The 18,860-nt window shown below is 36.8% G+C and carries 18 protein-coding genes and 2 riboswitches; of the genes, 6 read left to right on the forward strand and 12 right to left on the reverse strand.

Annotated features, from left to right (window positions below; genetic code table 11):
* Positions 1-138: 138 nt before the first annotated feature.
* A riboswitch (cobalamin riboswitch) is annotated at positions 139-327 on the reverse strand.
* A gap of 41 nt (positions 328-368) precedes the next feature.
* The 3 genes from sfsA to CEQ21_RS11650 form a co-directional block, all read right to left on the reverse strand.
* On the reverse strand, positions 369-1,115 hold the full coding sequence (gene sfsA / locus CEQ21_RS11640; RefSeq protein WP_419181589.1) for a DNA/RNA nuclease SfsA: 747 nt from the start codon (positions 1,113-1,115) through the stop codon (positions 369-371).
* A gap of 8 nt (positions 1,116-1,123) precedes the next feature.
* Positions 1,124-1,903, reverse strand: a complete 780-nt coding sequence (locus CEQ21_RS11645; RefSeq protein ID WP_185764727.1) for a hypothetical protein — start codon at positions 1,901-1,903, stop codon at positions 1,124-1,126.
* 373 nt (positions 1,904-2,276) lie between these two features.
* Positions 2,277-3,611 carry a 5'-deoxyadenosine deaminase gene (locus tag CEQ21_RS11650; protein ID WP_185764728.1) on the reverse strand — a complete coding sequence of 445 codons (1,335 nt, stop codon included), beginning with the start codon at positions 3,609-3,611 and terminating at the stop codon, positions 2,277-2,279.
* A gap of 46 nt (positions 3,612-3,657) precedes the next feature.
* Positions 3,658-3,757, reverse strand: a riboswitch (purine riboswitch).
* A gap of 175 nt (positions 3,758-3,932) precedes the next feature.
* Between CEQ21_RS11650 and mgtE the strand changes: the two genes are divergently transcribed.
* The 3 genes from mgtE to CEQ21_RS11665 all read left to right on the forward strand — a co-directional run bounded on the left by mgtE (position 3,933) and on the right by CEQ21_RS11665 (position 7,593).
* Positions 3,933-5,291, forward strand: a complete 1,359-nt coding sequence (mgtE, locus tag CEQ21_RS11655; RefSeq protein ID WP_185764729.1) for a magnesium transporter — start codon at positions 3,933-3,935, stop codon at positions 5,289-5,291.
* A gap of 180 nt (positions 5,292-5,471) precedes the next feature.
* Positions 5,472-6,632, forward strand: coding sequence for an FtsW/RodA/SpoVE family cell cycle protein (locus tag CEQ21_RS11660; RefSeq protein ID WP_185764730.1), 1,161 nt, complete (start codon positions 5,472-5,474; stop codon positions 6,630-6,632).
* 508 nt (positions 6,633-7,140) lie between these two features.
* Positions 7,141-7,593 (forward strand): Dps family protein, encoded by a 453-nt coding sequence (locus tag CEQ21_RS11665; protein ID WP_185764731.1) that lies wholly within the window; start codon positions 7,141-7,143, stop codon positions 7,591-7,593.
* Between the two features lie 59 nt (positions 7,594-7,652).
* Here the strand turns inward: CEQ21_RS11665 and CEQ21_RS11670 are convergent, their stop codons facing one another.
* The gene (locus CEQ21_RS11670; protein WP_185764732.1) at positions 7,653-8,555 is read right to left on the reverse strand and encodes a YegS/Rv2252/BmrU family lipid kinase; all 903 of its coding nucleotides are present in this window, start codon (positions 8,553-8,555) and stop codon (positions 7,653-7,655) included.
* A 136-nt stretch (positions 8,556-8,691) separates the two neighbouring features.
* Between CEQ21_RS11670 and CEQ21_RS11675 the strand changes: the two genes are divergently transcribed.
* Both CEQ21_RS11675 and CEQ21_RS11680 read left to right on the forward strand, forming a co-directional pair.
* Entirely contained in the window at positions 8,692-9,348 is a 657-nt protein-coding gene (locus CEQ21_RS11675) for a potassium channel family protein (RefSeq protein ID WP_185764733.1), read from the forward strand.
* A 173-nt stretch (positions 9,349-9,521) separates the two neighbouring features.
* A complete protein-coding gene (locus CEQ21_RS11680) occupies positions 9,522-11,036 on the forward strand; it encodes a mechanosensitive ion channel (protein ID WP_185764734.1) in 1,515 nt (504 codons plus the stop codon).
* Between the two features lie 202 nt (positions 11,037-11,238).
* Here the strand turns inward: CEQ21_RS11680 and CEQ21_RS11685 are convergent, their stop codons facing one another.
* From CEQ21_RS11685 to CEQ21_RS11720, 8 genes are all read right to left on the reverse strand, one after another.
* Complete coding sequence (locus CEQ21_RS11685) at positions 11,239-12,018, reverse strand: divergent polysaccharide deacetylase family protein (RefSeq protein ID WP_185764735.1); 780 nt, start codon at positions 12,016-12,018, stop codon at positions 11,239-11,241.
* Positions 12,019-12,128: 110 nt separating this feature from the next.
* A complete protein-coding gene (locus CEQ21_RS11690) occupies positions 12,129-13,202 on the reverse strand; it encodes an ABC transporter substrate-binding protein (RefSeq protein ID WP_185764736.1) in 1,074 nt (357 codons plus the stop codon).
* Positions 13,199-14,002: an ABC transporter permease gene (locus CEQ21_RS11695; protein ID WP_185764737.1), complete on the reverse strand. Its 804-nt coding sequence runs from the start codon at positions 14,000-14,002 to the stop codon at positions 13,199-13,201. Before CEQ21_RS11695 ends, CEQ21_RS11690 begins: the two co-directional genes overlap by 4 nt.
* Positions 13,999-14,805, reverse strand: coding sequence for an ABC transporter permease (locus tag CEQ21_RS11700; RefSeq protein ID WP_419181590.1), 807 nt, complete (start codon positions 14,803-14,805; stop codon positions 13,999-14,001). The genes CEQ21_RS11695 and CEQ21_RS11700 overlap by 4 nt, the downstream gene beginning before the upstream one ends.
* Positions 14,792-15,898, reverse strand: a complete 1,107-nt coding sequence (locus tag CEQ21_RS11705) for an ABC transporter ATP-binding protein (RefSeq protein WP_185764738.1) — start codon at positions 15,896-15,898, stop codon at positions 14,792-14,794. The genes CEQ21_RS11700 and CEQ21_RS11705 overlap by 14 nt, the downstream gene beginning before the upstream one ends.
* A 39-nt stretch (positions 15,899-15,937) precedes the next feature.
* Positions 15,938-16,480, reverse strand: a complete 543-nt coding sequence (locus CEQ21_RS11710; protein WP_185764739.1) for a helix-turn-helix domain-containing protein — start codon at positions 16,478-16,480, stop codon at positions 15,938-15,940.
* A gap of 187 nt (positions 16,481-16,667) precedes the next feature.
* The gene (locus CEQ21_RS11715; RefSeq protein WP_185764740.1) at positions 16,668-16,910 is read right to left on the reverse strand and encodes a hypothetical protein; all 243 of its coding nucleotides are present in this window, start codon (positions 16,908-16,910) and stop codon (positions 16,668-16,670) included.
* Positions 16,911-17,339: 429 nt separating this feature from the next.
* Complete coding sequence (locus tag CEQ21_RS11720) at positions 17,340-18,065, reverse strand: hypothetical protein (protein WP_185764741.1); 726 nt, start codon at positions 18,063-18,065, stop codon at positions 17,340-17,342.
* Between the two features lie 200 nt (positions 18,066-18,265).
* Here CEQ21_RS11720 and def point away from each other — a divergent pair, with 200 nt between their 5' ends.
* Positions 18,266-18,844 (forward strand): peptide deformylase, encoded by a 579-nt coding sequence (def, locus tag CEQ21_RS11725; RefSeq protein WP_185764742.1) that lies wholly within the window; start codon positions 18,266-18,268, stop codon positions 18,842-18,844.
* Positions 18,845-18,860 lie beyond the last annotated feature (16 nt).

An 18,860-nucleotide genomic window follows, 5' to 3' on the forward strand; every position in this document is an offset into this window, starting at 1 on the left:
CATAAAAAAACACACTTATTAAGCAATACCATGCATAAAAAAAGTGTGAGAGCTCATGGTTTCCTTTTTGGACAGACTCCGGGAAGGACCTTTATTATAAAAATCGCGCTCCACACCAGCCTATCCTCGTAGGCATTTTAAGGTGCATAGATGAATGGCAGGTCTCCTGACTTATAACTATTGCTTTATTGCGCCTTCCCATACAATTACAGTGGCATATATGCAAAAAAGCAGTCATTTACAGTGGCGGGACCGCGCTGGATTTTCACCAGCTTCCCTTTTAAGCTCGCTTAACAAAAAACAAGCACCATTCTCTATCTTTTTCATTTTTCATCAACGTTGATTATACACTAATTCGGTTTTTGACGTTAGCTATTATCAAGCAATTTTTTATTAAGCTGGACAGGAATTGGACGTGAGAGCTGAATACCCTCCAAGGACATATCGCAAGTATATGCCATAAGCTTTACGCCAGCCTCTTCTGCTTGTTCTAAGCATTGTGCAAAAAACGGATCAATATGTGCTGCCGATGTAACCATGTCGACATCCTCCCGCTGCACAACAAAGAGGATTGCTGTTTGCCACTCTCCCTGCTTTGCAATGCCAGCAAGCTCTTGTACATGCTTTGCTCCCCTTGCTGTGACTGCATCTGGAAACATGCCAAGTCTGCCATGTGCAAGTGTGACGCTTTTCACCTCTAACAGAAGCCCCTTGCCTGTTTCATCCTCCAACATGAAGTCCCATCTTGAATGCCCATAAACAAACTCTGATTTCTTCCACTCGTATGAAGCCAACTCTGGAAGTGCAAAACTTTTCAACACCCTTTCAATAAGCTTATTTGGGTATGTTGTATTTATAGAAACAAAAATCCCTTCATGCTCGACAAGAACAGCAGTCCACTTCGTTTTCCTATTAGGATTGGTGCTCGGAAGTACATATACTGCTGTATCTTTTAGTAATAACTCCTTCAATCTGCCTGGATCAGCTAAATGAACAACCTCCATTGATCCTTTATATAGACAATGAAGAATAAAGCGGTTGGGCCTTTCTATAAATACCATTTTGACAAGCTTTTGCGGAAAGGCTTCAGAAATATTCCTACTCAAACTGCTCACCTGTCTTTTTAATTAATGATTACTTCCCATTCCTTCGTCCTTTTATCATAAACAAGCTTACCGTCCACATTGCCTTGCTTGCTTCTTTTCTCGTATTCCTCATACATATCGTCCATATTCGCAAAGTCGCCAATAATCCAGATAGGTATTTCAATGCGCAGCCTGTTTTGACTTGCCTTTTGAATGGAAAGTACCATACCTTCCTTCATCATTTCCTTCAACAATAAAACTCCTTGTTGGCTTAACGGAGTGAAGATGCGTTTTTTCTTAACTCCGAACAACGTTTTATCTGCTTTTAGACGGTTTAATTTCTGGCTTATTACCTCACCGAAAAACGAATAAAACATTGGGAGATTTTTGTAATAGGTCTTATTAAACCAGCCATCATCATGGGCCAGGTATACAAATTGATTATTGAGATGCTGATAAAAAGGAGCCTTCAAATGATCTCTTTTATGGGCAAGAAAGAGGAGCTCTGCAATTGTCTGTCCATGAAGAACATCTAAAGCCTCTGTTTCTTCAAAATCAATCCAAGCAAAATCTCCATAGCCATATACATCCTCTTTAGCGAGCTTCGCTAATTTCTGTTCGGGAACATAATCGAACATTGTATGTGTATGTAATTCACCGTCATCAAACTGATGCTTCAACAGTAAGATGGACGAAATAGATTGAGCTAAAAAATGATAAAATTCATAAAATTCAATCCCATATGAGAGAACAAACCGTTCCTTTTCATGCAAATGGATATACACTACATCTCGGATATCATGATTGCCTTTTTTCATAAAGTACCCCCTAAACACTTTAAGCAAAAAATATATAGATACTTTTTATCAATTTCAGTTTATCAAAAACAAATTAAAATAGCTTCTAAATGATATTTCACCATTATGTAATAAGCTCCCAGCTTTTATTTCTCCAGTATGCTTTCCAAATATAAGAAGAAAGATACAAACAGAAGCCATTTTCCATTACATTATACAAGTTATCTGCAGTGTTTTATATAATTATCGGAACAATATAAAAAATGACATATGGTTGTAATCTTCACGAAAAAAACCGCCTCCATTTTAAGACGGTTTTAGACCTTTGAAAACATGCCAAATATAATCTGTTTCTAAAAAAACATTTTAAAGTATTCTGTATTAGCTTAACCCCCTACATAATATTTGTCTTTTTAAGTAATCTTCTTATACTAGTGTCTGCTTCCTTTAAGATGATTTGCTTATCAATTGTTCGCATAATTTTATTTTCCATGATGATTCGGCCATTAATAATGGTTGTAACAACGTCTGCTCTTGTTGCTGAATAGACAATTCTTGAAATCGGATCAACATCATAGGAGGGATACGTATGGAAGTTCTGTAAGTTTAGGATAGCGATATCAGCTTTTTTCCCAACTTCTATACTGCCGATTTCCGTTTCTAGTCCAACTGCTTTTGCTCCGCCGATTGTTGCCATCCGAAATACTGTTCTTGCATCCATGGCTGTTGGTCCGTGGATGGGCTTCTGTATTAATGCAGCCAATCTCATCTCGTTGAACATATCGAGATTATTATTGCAGGGTGCGCCATCTGCCCCAAGACTGACAGAGACATGATTATGCAATAAATGCGGTGTTTCTGCAATACCTGAAGAAAGCTTTAAATTTGAACCAGGGCAATGACTTACATGAACACCTTTCTCTTGGATGATTCTTTTTTCTTCTTCATCCAACCAAACGCAATGAGCTAAAATTAGGCGATCATTCGCAAGGCCCAAGTGGTCGAGATAGACGACATTCCTCATCCCTGTTTCTTGTTGAACAATTTCAATCTCCGTTTTATTCTCGGAGGCATGTGTATGGACAAAAGTCTTATATTTATCAGATAGCACCTTTACTTCCCTTAAAAGCTCCTCTGTACATGACACAACAAATCTTGGGGAAAAGGCATATTGGATTCTACCGTCATCAAACTGATTCCACTTCTCTAATAAATCAACACTTTGCTGGATAGAATCTGCTGTTTTTTCCTGAAGAGCGGCTGGCACTTCACTGCCCTTATCCATCATCACTTTTCCAGAAACTGCTCTTATTCCGCTTTCGGCAATAGCCTGAAAAGCAAAATCTGCATGATGAACGGTTTCCATATCAACAATTGTTGTCGTACCACTTTCTACCAGCTCGCCGATACCAAGCATTGCCGAGTAATAGATGGACTCCTGATCATGAGCCGCCTCTAGCGGCCAAATTCTGTTGCGAAGCCAATCCATCAGCTCTAAATCATCTCCTTTTCCTCTGAATAAGGTCTGACATAAATGAATATGTGTTTGGATAAATCCTGGTATTACTGTGTGATTTGCTGCATCAATAATTTTATCTGCACGATCAGCATTAAGACCTTGACCAATTTCCTTAATACGGTCATTTTCAATCAAGATATCTCCAGACACTATTGTCTCTGCTGCATTCATTGTGATGATTTGCGCATTTTGAATTAGTATTGTGGACATCGTCCCATTCCCCCTTTAAACATAAAAAGCTACGAAAAAAACAAGCATACATAGCCTGTTTTTTCGTAGCTAGAAATTTACGGTTTCTAAGTAGAGACCCTTAAACCAATTATTAAGGATATACGAAAGTAACATCATTAAAATAATATTTATAAGATAATATTAACCGATTCTCATCTGACGGCAAGTTAATTGTCAGAAAAATTAACATACTTTTTACAGCACTGTGTTATAAAAATATCCATTTCATTCTTGGAGTTTATTTCATATAATAGTACAGGGTATAAACAACTATGACTTTGGAGGAAAGGAGTGGGAAGTATGATACAAAATATGTCAGTTAATCAAATCACACTTCACATCATTAAAACACTGAAAGAAAACAAAAAGGCAGAATTTGAGACTATTATAGACGAGCTTCAGCCCTATGATATTGCGCAAATTTATGAAACACTCCCCGATAAGCATAGGACCCGCTTCCTCCTTTTTCTTAACACAGATTTATTAGCAAACCTGCTCGAAGAGATTAATAAGGAAGAGCAGCTTGATATATTAAATAAACTTGGCGTTGAAAAAACTGGTAAAGTTCTTGATTTAATGGACAATGATGACCTTGCGTCACTTCTTAATGAACTTTCACCAGAAACAACAGAACAATTGCTTTCCGGCATGAAAAAAGAAGAGTCTATCATCGTCCAAAACTTGATGAATTATCCGGATGAAACAGCTGGTCGCATGATGACAAACCGTTTTGTATGGATTCGAGATTATTACACAACAAGAGAAGCTGTTGATAAACTGAAAAGCTTTGCAGATTTCGCAGAAACATTAAGCTACCTTTATGTTATTAATCAAAAAAGACAATTGGTTGGCGTTGTTTCCTATCGAGATTTATTAATTGCTGAACCGCAGGATAAAATTATGGATATTATGTATGAGAGGGTCATCAGTGTTTCTGTTACAGAAGATCAGGAGCAGGTTGCTCATATCATTCAAAAATATGACTTTTTAGCCATCCCTGTCGTCGATGAAGAAAATATGCTGATGGGTATTATAACTGTAGATGATATCATTGACGTTGTTATTCAAGAAGCCGATGAAGATATTCAAAAACTATCCGCCGGTGGTAAGGATATAGACTTTGATACGAAGGCACATGTTGCAGCGTACCGCAGACTGCCATGGCTTATTTTGCTCCTGTTTATCGGCATAGTATCAGGCAGCATTATCAGTTCTTATGAGGATATTCTCAGTAAAGCAGTAGCATTATCCTTTTTCATGCCGATGATATCTGGAATGACTGGTAATACTGGAACACAATCACTTGCAGTAATTGTTCGTGGGTTGATTTCTAATACAATTAATAAAAAAATTGTTACAAAGGTAATTTTTAGAGAATTACTTGTCGGACTTATAATTGGAGCAACATGTGGCATAATCATCACATTAATAGCATATGTATGGCAAGGAGAGCCTGTCTTAGGTTTTGTTGTTGGATGCTCCCTTTTCTTTACACTGATTATCGGAACACTGTCTGGTACAATCATTCCGTTGATTTTATATCGCTTTAAGATTGATCCAGCAGTAGCATCAGGTCCACTTATTACTACATTAAATGATATTTTTTCTTTGTTTATTTATTTCGGCATTGCAAGTGCCTTCCTCAAGCATCTTATGTAAACACAAAAACGTTGTATTAGAATTTGTTAAACCTTTTCTAATGCGGCGTTTTTCTTTTTCCCTTTCCACTTAAGTAAACTCTAAAATCTTTTCATAAATATCAAAAAATGGAAACTATTTTCAAAAACTATCCGTCTAAGTAATAGCACTTCATTTTTCAGTTATATAAGGAGTTTTCTTATGAGAGGAACAAGCAAGCAATTTTCAGATAAATTTGATTGGACCTTATGTCTGCTTATTATGCTCTTTTGTTTAACAAGCTGTGTGTCCATTTACAGTGCCAGCAAAGCTTACTTACCAACACAGCTTATGTGGTATGGAATCGGAGCCATTGCCATTGCTGTTCTCACTTACTTTGACAATGAACAATTTAGAAAGCTTACTTGGATTTTTTATGGGGTAGGTATCGCACTTCTTGTCGGACTCGTATTCGCCCCCATTACTGATTTCACACCGCAAAGAAACGGAGCTCAAAGCTGGTACGTAATTCCAGGCATCGGCAGTATCCAGCCATCAGAATACATGAAGGTATTCACTATTATGGCTTTGTCAAAGGTCATGCATGACCACCATGAAAAGACTATCTACACAACTTTCAAAACAGACTTTATCCTTTTGTGCAAAATGGCATTAGCAGGGGGAATTCCCATTGCACTTGTTATTGTTCAGGATTTAGGAACTACTTTAGTACTTATAGCAATTCTTGCAGGAATGATTCTTGTTTCAGGTATCACTTGGAAAATCATCATTCCATTGTACGGAACTGCCCTATCTCTTGGGTCCCTTATTTTGTATTTAGCCATATACGGAAGAGATTTCCTGCTGAAATATTTACATATTGAAGACTATCAATTTAAACGAATTGATTCATGGCTCGATCCTGTTGAATCTGGAGATTCTGGCTTGCAGCTTGTTTGGTCTCTGCAGGCAATTGGATCTGGTCTTATTTCTGGAAAAGGCATTGGTAATGTTGAAGTTTATATACCTGAAAGACATACCGATTTTGTATTCACCATTATTGGGGAGGAATACGGCTTTATTGGCGGAAGCATTATTATTATTCTTTATTTCCTTCTCATCTATCATTTAACTCGAACTGCCTTTATATCGAATGACCCTTATAGCATTTATATATGTGTAGGTGTTATTAGCATGATAGCTTTCCACGTATTTGAAAACGTCGGAATGACAATCCAACTTCTGCCCATTACAGGAATTCCATTACCTTTTATCAGTTATGGGGGCAGTTCACTAATGACAAACATGATGGCAATGGGGCTCATCTTCAGCATTCGTTACCATCATCGCACTTATATGTTTTCTTCCAGTCTTTCTGTTTAAGAGGTTAGGACATTCACTACACACACTCGTTTTTTCGCGGGGAGGTATTTGAGCCTCTCCGTCTGCGCCTGTTAGGTCTTAATCGCTTCTATTTCTCTTAGAAGTCGAGTTTCCTCCGCTCCATTCTATAAGATTTTTCATAAAAAAAAACATAACTCATACTCGATAATTACGGTCTACTGTTTCAAAGTTAACTCAATTTTTTTATTATTCGTATTTAGGGACGATTTATTTTTTATGCCTCTTCCTCTTTTTTGATTGTTTAAATACGACTGTTATCAGGGTATAGTTTTTTAACAGTTGCAGAAAATAACGATGATATTTGAAAGATTTATGAACAATTGAGCTACTTACTAGTCTTCCATAACTTTCCTGTATATGATAGAAGTAGAACTAATAATCAACAAATTAAAACAAGAACTAAATTAAAATAATTATAATTAAGTATTGATTTTAAATTAAAACTTGTTATAATTAAAATATAAACAACCGAAGGGAGCTAATAATAATGGGATTACAAACTAAAGTTGAATTACAAAAAGAATTAAATGTACAAGTAGCAAACTGGAGCGTATTATACACAAAACTTCATCAACATCACTGGTATGTTAAAGGACCTTTCTTCTTTACATTACATGAGAAATTTGAGGAGCTTTATGATGAAGCAGCAGATGTAGTGGATGAAATTGCTGAACGTTTACTTGCGATTGGCGGTAAACCAGTTTCTACTTTGAAAGAATTTATGGAGACTTCAACACTGGCAGAAAGTACGGAAAAATTATCTGCAACTGAAATGGTAAGATCTCTTGTGGAAGACTATAGCCAAATCAACACACAACTGCGATCTTTAGCTGAGCACGCGGACGAGCTTGGAGATACAGTAACACATGACCTTGCAATTGGATTGACAGAAAAAATTGAAAAACATCTATGGATGTTAACAGCATACTTATCAGAATAATAACTAGGCTTCTAAATAAAAGAAATAAGGCATCCAGCGAGGATGCCTTATTTCTTTTATTAAAAATCAGGTCGAAGCATTTTTATATGACTTGGGAGCACCTTCAACTCGCTTGGTGTTTTTGTGTATACCTCTCCGTCCATATCGACATCTACAAAATGTTCAGAGCTTATTTTAATATGTTTACCACTCATATACAGTACTTGTTCTTTAAACTCTTCATTCGTTTCAAAATCTATTTTACGGAGATCATTAAGCTCCTTTAACAACTGTAAATTCGTATTTCTAACAATAAAGACATCTACTAAACCGTCATTATAGGATATCGTTGAGAATGGAAGTAATTTTCCACCAATATACTTGCCGTTCACAACCATTGCCAAAACAGCCTTTTCTCTTATTTCCTTTCCGTCTATATTCATAACAAGCTCTTTTGGCTCAGTATTTTGAATAGTTCTGATGGCACTCAATAAATAGCTGGCCCTGCCGAGGATGTTTTTTTCTTCTTCTCTAATATTATTTGATGTTTCAGCTACAAGACCTATCCCCCAAAAATTTAAGAAATAAGCAGAGTCTGTCTGAATAATATCTACAGGCTCCTCGACTCCGTATAAAACTAACTCTTCAGCAGCTCTTTGCAGGTTTTGCTGTATATTTAATGTACGACTGAAATCATTGCATGTCCCTCCTGGAAGGATGGCAAGCACCGGTCTTTTTTGTAAGCCAGCCAAACCGTTGACACATTCGTGGATGGTGCCATCTCCCCCAAGAACAATAACAAGGTCTGTCTGTTCTCCATATTTCTCGCAAATTTGCGCAGCATGATTTGGTCCATTTGTTTTAAAAACCTGCAAGTGGTCAATTTCCTTTGCAAATACATGCAAACAGCTTTGAAGCTGTACATCTATTTCCTTTTTCCCTGCATTCCCATTATAGATAAAAAGGGCATTTTTGTATTTCATTTCGAGATAAACCCTCCTTTTTTTTTACCCTATACCCATAAAAGCAGGAGTTTCTAACTTCTTATTCTGTATTTTGGAAAGATATAACATTGTGTTAGAATTAACTCCATAAATCACGAAACGTGGAGGAACCTTTGTGAAAAAACAATTTGTAGTTATCGGTCTCGGCAATTTCGGTGGCAGTCTCGTTAAAGAATTTTTTGATGCAGGTACAGAGGTGCTGGCGATAGATCAATCGCTAGAAAGAGTCGAAAAGTACCGCCCATTCGCAACACATTGTGTACAAGTCAATACTATGAGTGAAGCCACACTCACACAGCTTGGAATCCGCAACATGGATCATGCTTTTGTGGCATTAGGTGATGATATTGAATCAAGTGTGCTTACAACACTTATTTTGAAAGAAATGGGAATGAAGCAGGTATGGGTAAAGGCGGCTGATGTCTACCATAAAAGAGTGTTAGAGAAAATTGGTGCGGACAAGGTTATTCATCCAGAGCGAGATATGGCAAAAAGGATCGCCCATCATGTGATTTCGGAAAAGATGATTGATTATATTGAGTTATCGGATAAGCACGGGATTGTGGAGCTGGCAGCCTCAGACAAAGTACATCAGCGAACACTTCTTGATTTGAATATCCGAGCAAATTACGGCTGTACTATTATTGGAATCCAGCGAAAAGGGGATACAATAGTCTCGCCTGCTGCCGAGGAAAAGATTTTAAAAGGAGATACACTGATTGTCATCGGCAGCAATGAAGATATCTATCAATTTGAAAAAGATGGACTATAAACGAAGAATTATGCGGAGAACCTCCGCTTTTTTTTTATGGTGAAAAATATTCAGCAAACCCTTATATGCTCTTCTACTCCACCTTCCCCTTCTATCCAGCATAAAAAAACTTTGCGTTTATTCTTATTCTTGGCGGGTAATAAGGACAGTAAGTCAAGACAAGGAGGAATAATATGATAAATAACAGTGGAAATTGGAATGGATGGAACAACTATTTAGACAGATTGCCAGATTTTCTTTTGGCAGTAGTCGTATTAATCCTCGGTTGGATTATCGCGAAAGTTATTGAAAAGGCAATTTATAAAGGACTTCAGAAAACTAGACTCGATGACAAAATATTTCCTGAAGGAGCATCAAGGAAATACTCTTCCGAAAAAATAATCAGTAAGATTATCTATTTTATTTTACTCGTATATGTATTCAGTTTATTCTTTAACATCCTGAATCTTACTGTCATCACATCACCACTAGTATCCATGCTTTCATCTATATTTGGGGCAATCCCTAATATCTTAAAAGCTGCTATTATTTTATTGGTTGCATGGCTAGTCGCTTCTGGCTTAAAATTCTTAATCAAAAAATCAGGCAACACATTGAAAGTACATGAAAAACTAAACAAATGGAAATTATTAGATAATAATCAACAACAACCTAACTTAATGGACAAGGTAGCAAATATTGCTTTTTATCTTGTGCTGCTTCTTTTCTTGCCTGCAGTATTAGGTGCTCTAGACTTATATGGAGTTTCTGAGCCATTTGCTAATATGCTTCAAAACATACTAGCTTTCTTGCCTAAGCTACTTGCAGCGGCATTAATCATTTTAGTCGGCTGGTTTGCAGCTAAGATTGTCCGCACAATTGTAACAAGCTTCTTACAGAGCATCGGCTTAGAATCATTAGCAAACCGCTTCGGAATGACAAAGTTATTTGAAAATACATCTCTTGCTTCTATTATTGGAAATGTGATTTTCATTTTCATTATGATTCCTGTCGTTATTTCTGCGTTGGAAAAACTAGATATTGAAGGAATCTCACAACCAGCAATTAATATGCTGAATGATGTTTTAACAATGATCCCGAATATAGCAATTGCCATTTTCCTTGTACTTCTTGGGGTTTGGATTGGTAAATGGATTAAACAAATGGTTACATCATTGCTTTCAGGACTAGGAATTGATAACTATGTTCATAAGATGGGAATCGCTCCTACAACAAGCATTGCCAACCTTATCGGCTCAATCGCTCAAATATTAGTTGTCTTTTTATTAGCAGTCCAAGCATTAAATCTGCTCGGCCTTGATTTCTTAGTAACATTATCAACTGCTGTAGTAGCATACTTGCCGCAAGTCATTGCAGCTGTTGTAATTATTGGCGTTGGCTTATGGTTAGGAGTTCTTGTCAAAAACACACTGGGCGGATTGCTTCACGGACCAGCGTTCAGACTTCTGCCTTCTATTGCGAAATACGCTATTATTGCGATAGCAATCTTTATGGCATTAGACCAGCTTGGTGTTGCATCTTCTATCGTCACATCTGCCTTTGTACTTATCCTTGGTGGATTGGCACTTGCCTTCGGACTAGCATTTGGTCTTGGCGGTAAAGATTTTGCAGCAAAAAGACTTGGAAAATTAGATGCAAAAATGGATGAATCTAAAATCAATAAAAACGAGGATAACAGCAGCATGTAAAACAACCCTCTCATATAAAAAAACTCCGCAAAGATTTGGCGGAGTTTTTTTTATTATCAGAATAACTGTATTTTTTGTCTGTTAATTGTTGATATGAAACCAATTTCATAGTTTATGCTTAATGAAACGGTGCAGATATCAGCGTTATATGCTGCCTGGATGGCATAGCGTAATGATAACTGCCCGCTGCTTTAACTTGTCTCTATGGCAAATCTGTATCAAGCAATTCATACCCGTCCACCAATGTCGATAATGGTACTATATCCGCGTCCTTTTGATAGACAGGGATATATTGTTTTAACACCGTAACAACTGCAGGACCCGATATACCAACATGACCTATTGCGATATATTCCTTCTTTTTATTAAGGTTTTCTACAAGCTTGGTTGCCTGCTTTTGAATATGCTGGTTGGAATATATATGATCAAAAAACATATTGTTCTCTAAATAGGGAACCTGCAATTCCTCTGCAAGTTTTTTTACAACACTTTTCCCTGTCGTTTTGCTGTCCAAATAAAATAGATCATGCTTTTTACATTCCTCTAAAATAATCCTCATCACTCTTTCATCTTCAGTAGCCTTTGAACCCATATGATGATTCATTCCAACTGCATAAGGAATACTATCAATTGCCGATGATACTCTTTTTCTGATTTCTTCATCACTTAAATTTGTTGTTATAGCTCCGGGACCAAGCCAGCTTTTTTTACCGTGCTTTGGCTCAAGCGGCATATGAACAATTACCTCATGTCCTTTTTTATGTGCTTGGATGGCATCCTCTCTGCTTGTGGACATAAAAGGCATAATCGCAACGGTGATAGGCACAGGCAAATTTAACATTTCGTCTGTCCCCCTCATGTTGTTTCCGAAGTCGTCAATAACGATTGCAAGCTCTTTTTTCACCTGATTCTCCTCTTTTGCAGCATATACAGGTAAACAGGTAAACGTAAGCAGACAACATAGAATAAAGGATTTTCCCATAAAAGCACCTCTTTTTTTCTTAGTATTTTCTTCATAGCCTGACTTCATCCACAGATTTATAACTACAAAAAAAGCCGGCTTAGCATTATTGCTAAGCCGACCGACATTCATTATTTCCGATGCATTTTAAATTCAAGGAACAAATCATTATACTCTGCAAGCGAACGCTGCCCAAGGTTTTCATACACTTCGAGTTTGGATATCAATTCCTCATCTAAGTAAAAGCGTTTATCACCTATAATCTCTTCAGGTAAATATTTCATCGCTGCCTTATTCGGTGTTGAATAACCTACATACTCTGTATTTTGCGCTGCGTTTTTTGCATCAAGCATAAAGTTTATAAACTTATGTGCTCCATCAATATTTTTAGCTGTTTTCGGTATAACCATATTATCAAACCAAAGATTAGAGCCTTCCTCTGGAACGACATATTCTACATCTTCATTTTCCCACATGACTTCTGCCGCCATTCCTGACCATAATACGCCAATGGCCGCTTCCTCATTTTCAATCAGCATCCGGATTTCGTCTCCGACGATTGCTTTGACATTAGGTGTCAAAGTATCAAGCTTCTCTTTTGCTTCTTTTAAATGGTCGTGATCTTTATCATTAAGGGAATAATGTAAGCTATTAAGACTCATCCCCATAATTTCCCTTGCCCCATCGATAAGCATAATTTGATTTTTCAAATCGCTATCCCATAAATCATTCCAGGAGGTTATCTTTTTTCCTCCAAGCATTTTTGGATTATAAACAATTCCTACTGTTCCCCAAAAATAAGGAATGGAATATTTATTATCTGGGTCAAACGAAAGATTTAAATATCTATCGTCGATATTTTTTAGGTTTGGAATTTCAGAATGATCGATTGGAAGCAGGAGATTCTCTTCCTTCATCTTATCAATCATGTATTCAGATGGAATGGCAACATCATAGTTTGTGCCGCCTTGTTCTATCTTTGTCATCATTGCTTCATTAGAGTCAAAGGTTTCATAAATTACCTTTATCCCTGTTTCTTTTTCAAACTTATCAATAAGGTCGGCATCAATATAATCTCCCCAGTTATAGACAGTTAACGTATTACCGCCTGCATATCCCCTGCTGCTGTTTACTTGGTGAACAACCAGCATAAGTACAGCTGATAAGATAAAGGCTGCTGCCAAACCTCTAATTAGCCCCTTCATTGGTTCACCCCCGTTTTAGGCCTTCTGCCTGCTCGCTTGGAAACGAAATAATACCCGATAACAAGCAACAGCGTAATGAAGAACAACAGGGCAGACAGAGCATTTATGTTAAGGGAAATACCTCTTCTAGCCAGTGAATAGATTTCTACAGACAGAGTAGAGAAGCCATTTCCTGTTACGAAAAAAGTAACCGCGAAATCATCCAATGAATATGTTAACGCCATAAAGAATCCAGCATATATACCTGGAGCTATATATGGAAGAATAACCTTAGAAAGTACTTCTCTCCAGCTTGCGCCAAGGTCAAATGCAGCATCCATTAATGTCGGGCTCATTTCCTGAAGCTTCGGAAGCACCATTATAACCACTATCGGTATACTAAAGGCAATATGTGACAATAGTACAGATACAAAGCCCAGCTTGATTCCCAATATAGTAAAGAAAATTAAAAAGGATGCACCGATGATAACATCAGGACTTACAATCAATACATTGTTTAAAGAAAGAATTGTATTTCTTAGCTGTTTTCTTCTCATCATAGAAATGCTGATCGCTCCAAAAACACCAATTATTGTGGCAATGGATGCTGATAATAGGGCGATGATAACTGTGTTTAACACAATTACAAGCAGCCTTGTGTCTTGGAACAGCTCTTTATACCATTTCCATGTGAAGTTCTGGAAGTTATTCATTGTGCCACCGCTGTTAAAGGAATAAAAAATCAGATAAAAGATCGGGGCATATAAAATGATAAAAACTAAAACTAAATATAATACAGATATCTTTGACAGTTTCTTCATCTTACTCCCCTCTCCTTCTTACTTCCTGTCAACATCATGATAACGATCATAATAATGATTAGGAATACAGCAATTGTTGAACCCATTCCCCAGTCTTGTGTTATCAGAAAATGCTGCTCTATAGCTGTTCCTAGTGTAATAACCCTGTTTCCTGCGATTAGTCTTGTAATCATGAATAAGGATAATGCAGGAATAAAAACTGCCTGACAGCCCGACTTAACACCATCAACTGTTAATGGAAAGATGACTTTTGAGAAAGTAGTCCAAGCTGATGCACCAAGATCCTTTGAGGCATCAACAAGAGTAGGATTTAACTTCTCCAGTGCATTAAAGATTGGCAATATCATAAATGGAATAAAGATATATACACTGACAAACAAGAAGCTAAAATCTGTGAACAGGATTTGCTGTTTCCCGATTCCAAGGAATTCAAGCACCTCGTTGGTAGCACCATATGTTCCAAATATCCCTAAAAATGCGTAAGCCTTCAGAAGCAGGTTAATCCATGACGGCAAAATAATAAGCAGCAGCCATAATTGCTTATGCTTAGTCTTCGTCAATATATAAGCTGTCGGATAGGCGATAACTAAAGAGAAAAACGTTATTAAAAACGCATACCAGAAGGAATTCAGCGTCATTTTTAAATAGACTGGTGTAAAAAACTTAGCGTAGTTGCTGATTGTAAGTTTGTCTTCAATATCAAAAAATGAATAATAAACAATTAATAGCACTGGAGCGATGACAAACAGCGCAATCCATAAGTAATAGGGAATCGTATACCATTTTGACTTATTCTTCATCATTTGCACCTTCATATGCCTCAAGGCGTCGATCAAACTCTTCTTCTGTTTCTCCTATTCTCATAACATGGATTGCTTCCTTATCAAAGTCCAATCCGATTTCCTCTCCTACAACTACCTTTTTCGTAGAATGAACAAGCCATTCATTTCCTACCTCATCATATCCACCTATTTCATAATGGACTCCTCTAAATAATTGAGAATCTACCTTTACCTTTAGCTTTCCTGCTTCTGGTGAAGTAATGTTTAAATCCTCGGGACGAATAACAACCTCAACCGTTTCATTGTCATGGAAGCCTTGGTCAACGCATTCAAAGGTTTTGCTGGCAAAATGGACGACAAAGTCCTTTTCCATTCTTGCTGAAACGATATTAGACTCCCCGATAAAGTCAGCAACAAATCGGTTTATTGGCTCATCGTAAATATCTGTTGGTGTGCCGCTTTGCTCAATTTTCCCTTTATTCAATACAAAGATTTCATCAGACATTGCCAATGCTTCTTCCTGATCATGTGTAACAAATATAAAGGTAATGCCCAGTCTTTGCTGAAGCTCCCTTAATTCATACTGCATCTCTGTCCGCAGCTTTAAATCCAATGCAGAAAGAGGCTCATCGAGAAGAATCACTTCCGGCTCATTAACTATTGCTCTTGCAATAGCAACACGCTGCTTCTGACCACCAGACATTTCACTGATTTCTCTGTTTTCATACGAATCCAGGTTTACGAAACGCAAAGCATCTTTTACCCGCTTTTCAATTTCCTGTTTTTTCAGCTTTTTAATGCGCAAGCCAAAGGCTACATTTTCAAAAACATTTAAATGAGGAAATAGCGCATAGTCTTGGAATACGGTATTTACCTGCCTTTTGTTAGCAGGAATTTTATTCATTACTTTTGTATGAAAATAGATATTGCCCTCTGAAGGCTCCATGAATCCAGCGATAAGACGCAGGATTGTTGTTTTCCCACATCCTGATGGACCAAGGAGTGTATAGAATTTGCCTCTTTCTATTTCAAAGCTGACATTTTCAAGTACAGTCGTATTTTGGTCATAGGCTTTCGTTACGTTCTCAAACCTGATAATTGATTCACTTGGCATAATAATCTCCTTTTCACTATTTTAATTTAATAACAAGCTTTATAAGTAAGAATCGGTCGCTACAAGTAAAAGCGTCGATAAACCATCTGCAATATTAAAAAACTGGTGTTCATCTGTCGCATGAAAATAGATGGATTCACCTTTTTTCGCCCTGTATTCCTGTTTTCCGAGCTTTAATAAGACTTCTCCCTCTATCACATATGCATATGTTTCTGAAAGGGATGGCTCAAACTTTTTAAATTCTCCTTTTTTGCTGAAACTGAGCCTAATTGGCTCCATTTCCTTTTCATTAGATTCCGGCACTAGCCATTGTATATGATATCCCTTTTCTTCATCAAAGAAATCAGTGACATCCTCTTCTTTATAAACAACCTTTTGCCTTTTCTCTTCATCATCAAAAAAGTCTTTTGGGGAGCAGCCCAACACTTCCAAAATATCAAAAAAGGTTTCAATCGATGGGGAGCTTAAGTCCCTTTCCAGTTGTGATATATAACCTTTGCTTAAATCTGTCCTTTCCCCCAGTTCTTCCTGCGTCAAACCCTTTTTCAAACGTAAGTTCTTTATCTTTTTACCAATATCCATATTTTTAACCTACTTTTTAGTTTAGAAATAGTAAACTCAAAGTCATAAAAGTTTATTCAAACTAAACTTTATGTTTAGTTTTGCAACGTCTATTATACATTATTTTGATTTCACTGCAATATTAAATAAAAGAATTGCACAAAAAAAGAAGACCTTGCATATGCAAAATCCTCCCAGCTAAATCAACTTATTCTTTTTCTAACGGCCTATACTTTCCATTCTCGACTTTTTCTATTTTCCCGAAGTGTATAAGCTTTTTTAATGAAGCATTGCAGTAAGCAGAGGCGTCATAAGAATCCCTACCAACTCTTATCCCTATCTCAGTTGGACCAATGCCAGTTTCCTTGCCCTTTTCCTTATACAAATCACACAAAGCGTTGTATATATTTTGATCTTTTTCGGTAATTCGTAGTTTGGAATATTGTTTCAAAATTTATTCCTCCTAATGCTGCTCCCTTTTTCGATAGTTTGTCAGGCTGGCTTATATCCTATTTCTATCTATTATGATTAAGACAGACCCCTTTAAAATAAGCATACTAATCATTAACAAAAATAACATTCATTTATGCATATTTTTTACAAAAATAGATATTAGGATTGAGAAATGAAATTGTTAATAGGTAGAAACTATCATTTCAATATATAGAACACCAGTATTAAATACGCATAAACATGGAAAATAATTACATTAAATAGGTTTGTATGTAAGCAGTTATACTTCCAAATACTCCCTTTATTAAAAACCACTCACCCATTTCTCATTTTATAGTCCATTTATCATTCAACTGGCTAATGTATAAAAATACAAATTGCTTTGGACACTATAGAGACGCTGCCTGTAAGACAGCGCCCTTTTACTTTAGTTTTCAATTGCTTCTTTTCCTCTTTTATGATGTCCCATCATCGGTCCTTCATGAAAAGGCAGCAGCTTTAGCTTTTTTACCTCATCCGGATAATTGATCATCATTTCCTTCAGCAAATCCTTCGGTGTTTTATCCTTTGTATCTAAGCCCAGCTTCTTGGCTGCATTTGTGATTTGCATTTCTCTTACTTCATTTGCAAGTGCTCTTAAATCTTTTCCGTCTGTTTTAATGTTCAGCTTTTTTGCCTCAGATAAAATAAGCTGCTCCCTTACTTCTTTGCTGAGCTGTTCCAATGTTTTACCATCTGTCTTAATGTTCAGCTCTTTCGCTTTTTGCATTATTTTCGCTTCGTACAGCTCCTTCATTAAGGTACTGGGATCCTTCCCTTCTGTACTAATTCCAAGTTTTTTTGCTTCTGCCTGTAATCTTTTCTCATGTACCTCTGCAGCAATTTGCTTCATGTCTTTTCCGTCTGTTTTTATACCGAGATTTTTCGCTTCTTTTTTAATTAAAGCTTCATGAATCTCTTTTTTAAGTGCTTCTCCATCTTTTCCGTCCGTTTTTATTCCTAAGCTTTCAGCCATCTTCTTAATGAATGCCTGGTCTTCCACTGGAGCCTGATGATGGCCTGAAGGGTTTTCCGGGGCAGCTTTTGCTGTATGTATGAAGCTAGGCATCGATAAACCGAGTGTCAATAATCCGACTATCACTATTTTTTTCACAATGAATCCTCCTTTAATATCTGTCCCTCCTATCTTTTCCTACGTTTCATAATTTATGTAATTTTTTATCCTTAAATAAGACTTAATAGCATTTTTTTTGCTTGAACACAGTAAATTATAATTAGACTTCCGCTCGTTCTTTTGCTATTTTACATATATGGTTTTTCGACTAAAGGACAAAATATGGAGTTGATCATTTAATGAGCAAGTTTAATCAATCTTATGTAATTACTATGAGTGACATCGTAAGGGAAGGAGCAGATATATTAAGAGAGAAAACAAAAGAGCTGACATTGCCGCCATCTGAGGATGATAAGGAAGAGCTTCTCTGTATGCTGCAGTATTTAAAAAACAGCCAAGAACCAAGCCTAGCAAAAAAATACAAACTTCGCCCAGGGGTTGGCATTTCAGCAAACCAAATTGGGCTGAACAAGCGAATGTTTGCTGCTTTTATTAAAGGACAAAATGGCAATAACTTTGAGTATATGCTTATTAATCCGAAAATAATAAGCCATTCTACCAGCATGATATACCTCCCTGACAGCGAAGGCTGTCTTTCCATTGATCGTCCTGTTGTTGGCTTTGTGCCACGTTATCAAAGAATAACAGTGAAGGCCTTCGACATAAATGGCAAGGAAGTTAAGATTAAACTCAAAGACTATGAAGCAATTGTATTCCAGCATGAAATCGACCATTTAAACGGAATTCTGTTCCCAGATCATATAAACAGCACTAATCCTTTCCAACTGCCTGAAAATATCGATATCAAGCCGCTTTAATTCAAAAAGAGACTTC

The sequence above is a fragment of the Niallia circulans genome (genome assembly GCF_007273535.1).
Lineage (GTDB): Bacteria > Bacillota > Bacilli > Bacillales > Cytobacillaceae > Niallia > Niallia circulans_B.

What these genes read in the sequence shown, in the direction of transcription:
- mgtE (WP_185764729.1), top strand. Translation starts at nt 3,933, where the DNA reads ATGATACAAAATATGTCAGTTAATCAAATCACACTTCACATCATTAAA.
- CEQ21_RS11680 (WP_185764734.1), top strand. Translation starts at nt 9,522, where the DNA reads ATGATAAATAACAGTGGAAATTGGAATGGATGGAACAACTATTTAGAC.
- CEQ21_RS11660 (WP_185764730.1), top strand. Translation starts at nt 5,472, where the DNA reads ATGAGAGGAACAAGCAAGCAATTTTCAGATAAATTTGATTGGACCTTA.
- CEQ21_RS11690 (WP_185764736.1), bottom strand. Translation starts at nt 13,202, where the DNA reads ATGAAGGGGCTAATTAGAGGTTTGGCAGCAGCCTTTATCTTATCAGCT.
- CEQ21_RS11685 (WP_185764735.1), bottom strand. Translation starts at nt 12,018, where the DNA reads ATGGGAAAATCCTTTATTCTATGTTGTCTGCTTACGTTTACCTGTTTA.
- CEQ21_RS11705 (WP_185764738.1), bottom strand. Translation starts at nt 15,898, where the DNA reads ATGCCAAGTGAATCAATTATCAGGTTTGAGAACGTAACGAAAGCCTAT.
- CEQ21_RS11695 (WP_185764737.1), bottom strand. Translation starts at nt 14,002, where the DNA reads ATGAAGAAACTGTCAAAGATATCTGTATTATATTTAGTTTTAGTTTTT.
- CEQ21_RS11645 (WP_185764727.1), bottom strand. Translation starts at nt 1,903, where the DNA reads ATGAAAAAAGGCAATCATGATATCCGAGATGTAGTGTATATCCATTTG.
- CEQ21_RS11700 (WP_419181590.1), bottom strand. Translation starts at nt 14,805, where the DNA reads ATGATGAAGAATAAGTCAAAATGGTATACGATTCCCTATTACTTATGG.
- CEQ21_RS11670 (WP_185764732.1), bottom strand. Translation starts at nt 8,555, where the DNA reads ATGAAATACAAAAATGCCCTTTTTATCTATAATGGGAATGCAGGGAAA.
- CEQ21_RS11710 (WP_185764739.1), bottom strand. Translation starts at nt 16,480, where the DNA reads ATGGATATTGGTAAAAAGATAAAGAACTTACGTTTGAAAAAGGGTTTG.
- def (WP_185764742.1), top strand. Translation starts at nt 18,266, where the DNA reads ATGAGCAAGTTTAATCAATCTTATGTAATTACTATGAGTGACATCGTA.
- CEQ21_RS11650 (WP_185764728.1), bottom strand. Translation starts at nt 3,611, where the DNA reads ATGTCCACAATACTAATTCAAAATGCGCAAATCATCACAATGAATGCA.
- CEQ21_RS11665 (WP_185764731.1), top strand. Translation starts at nt 7,141, where the DNA reads ATGGGATTACAAACTAAAGTTGAATTACAAAAAGAATTAAATGTACAA.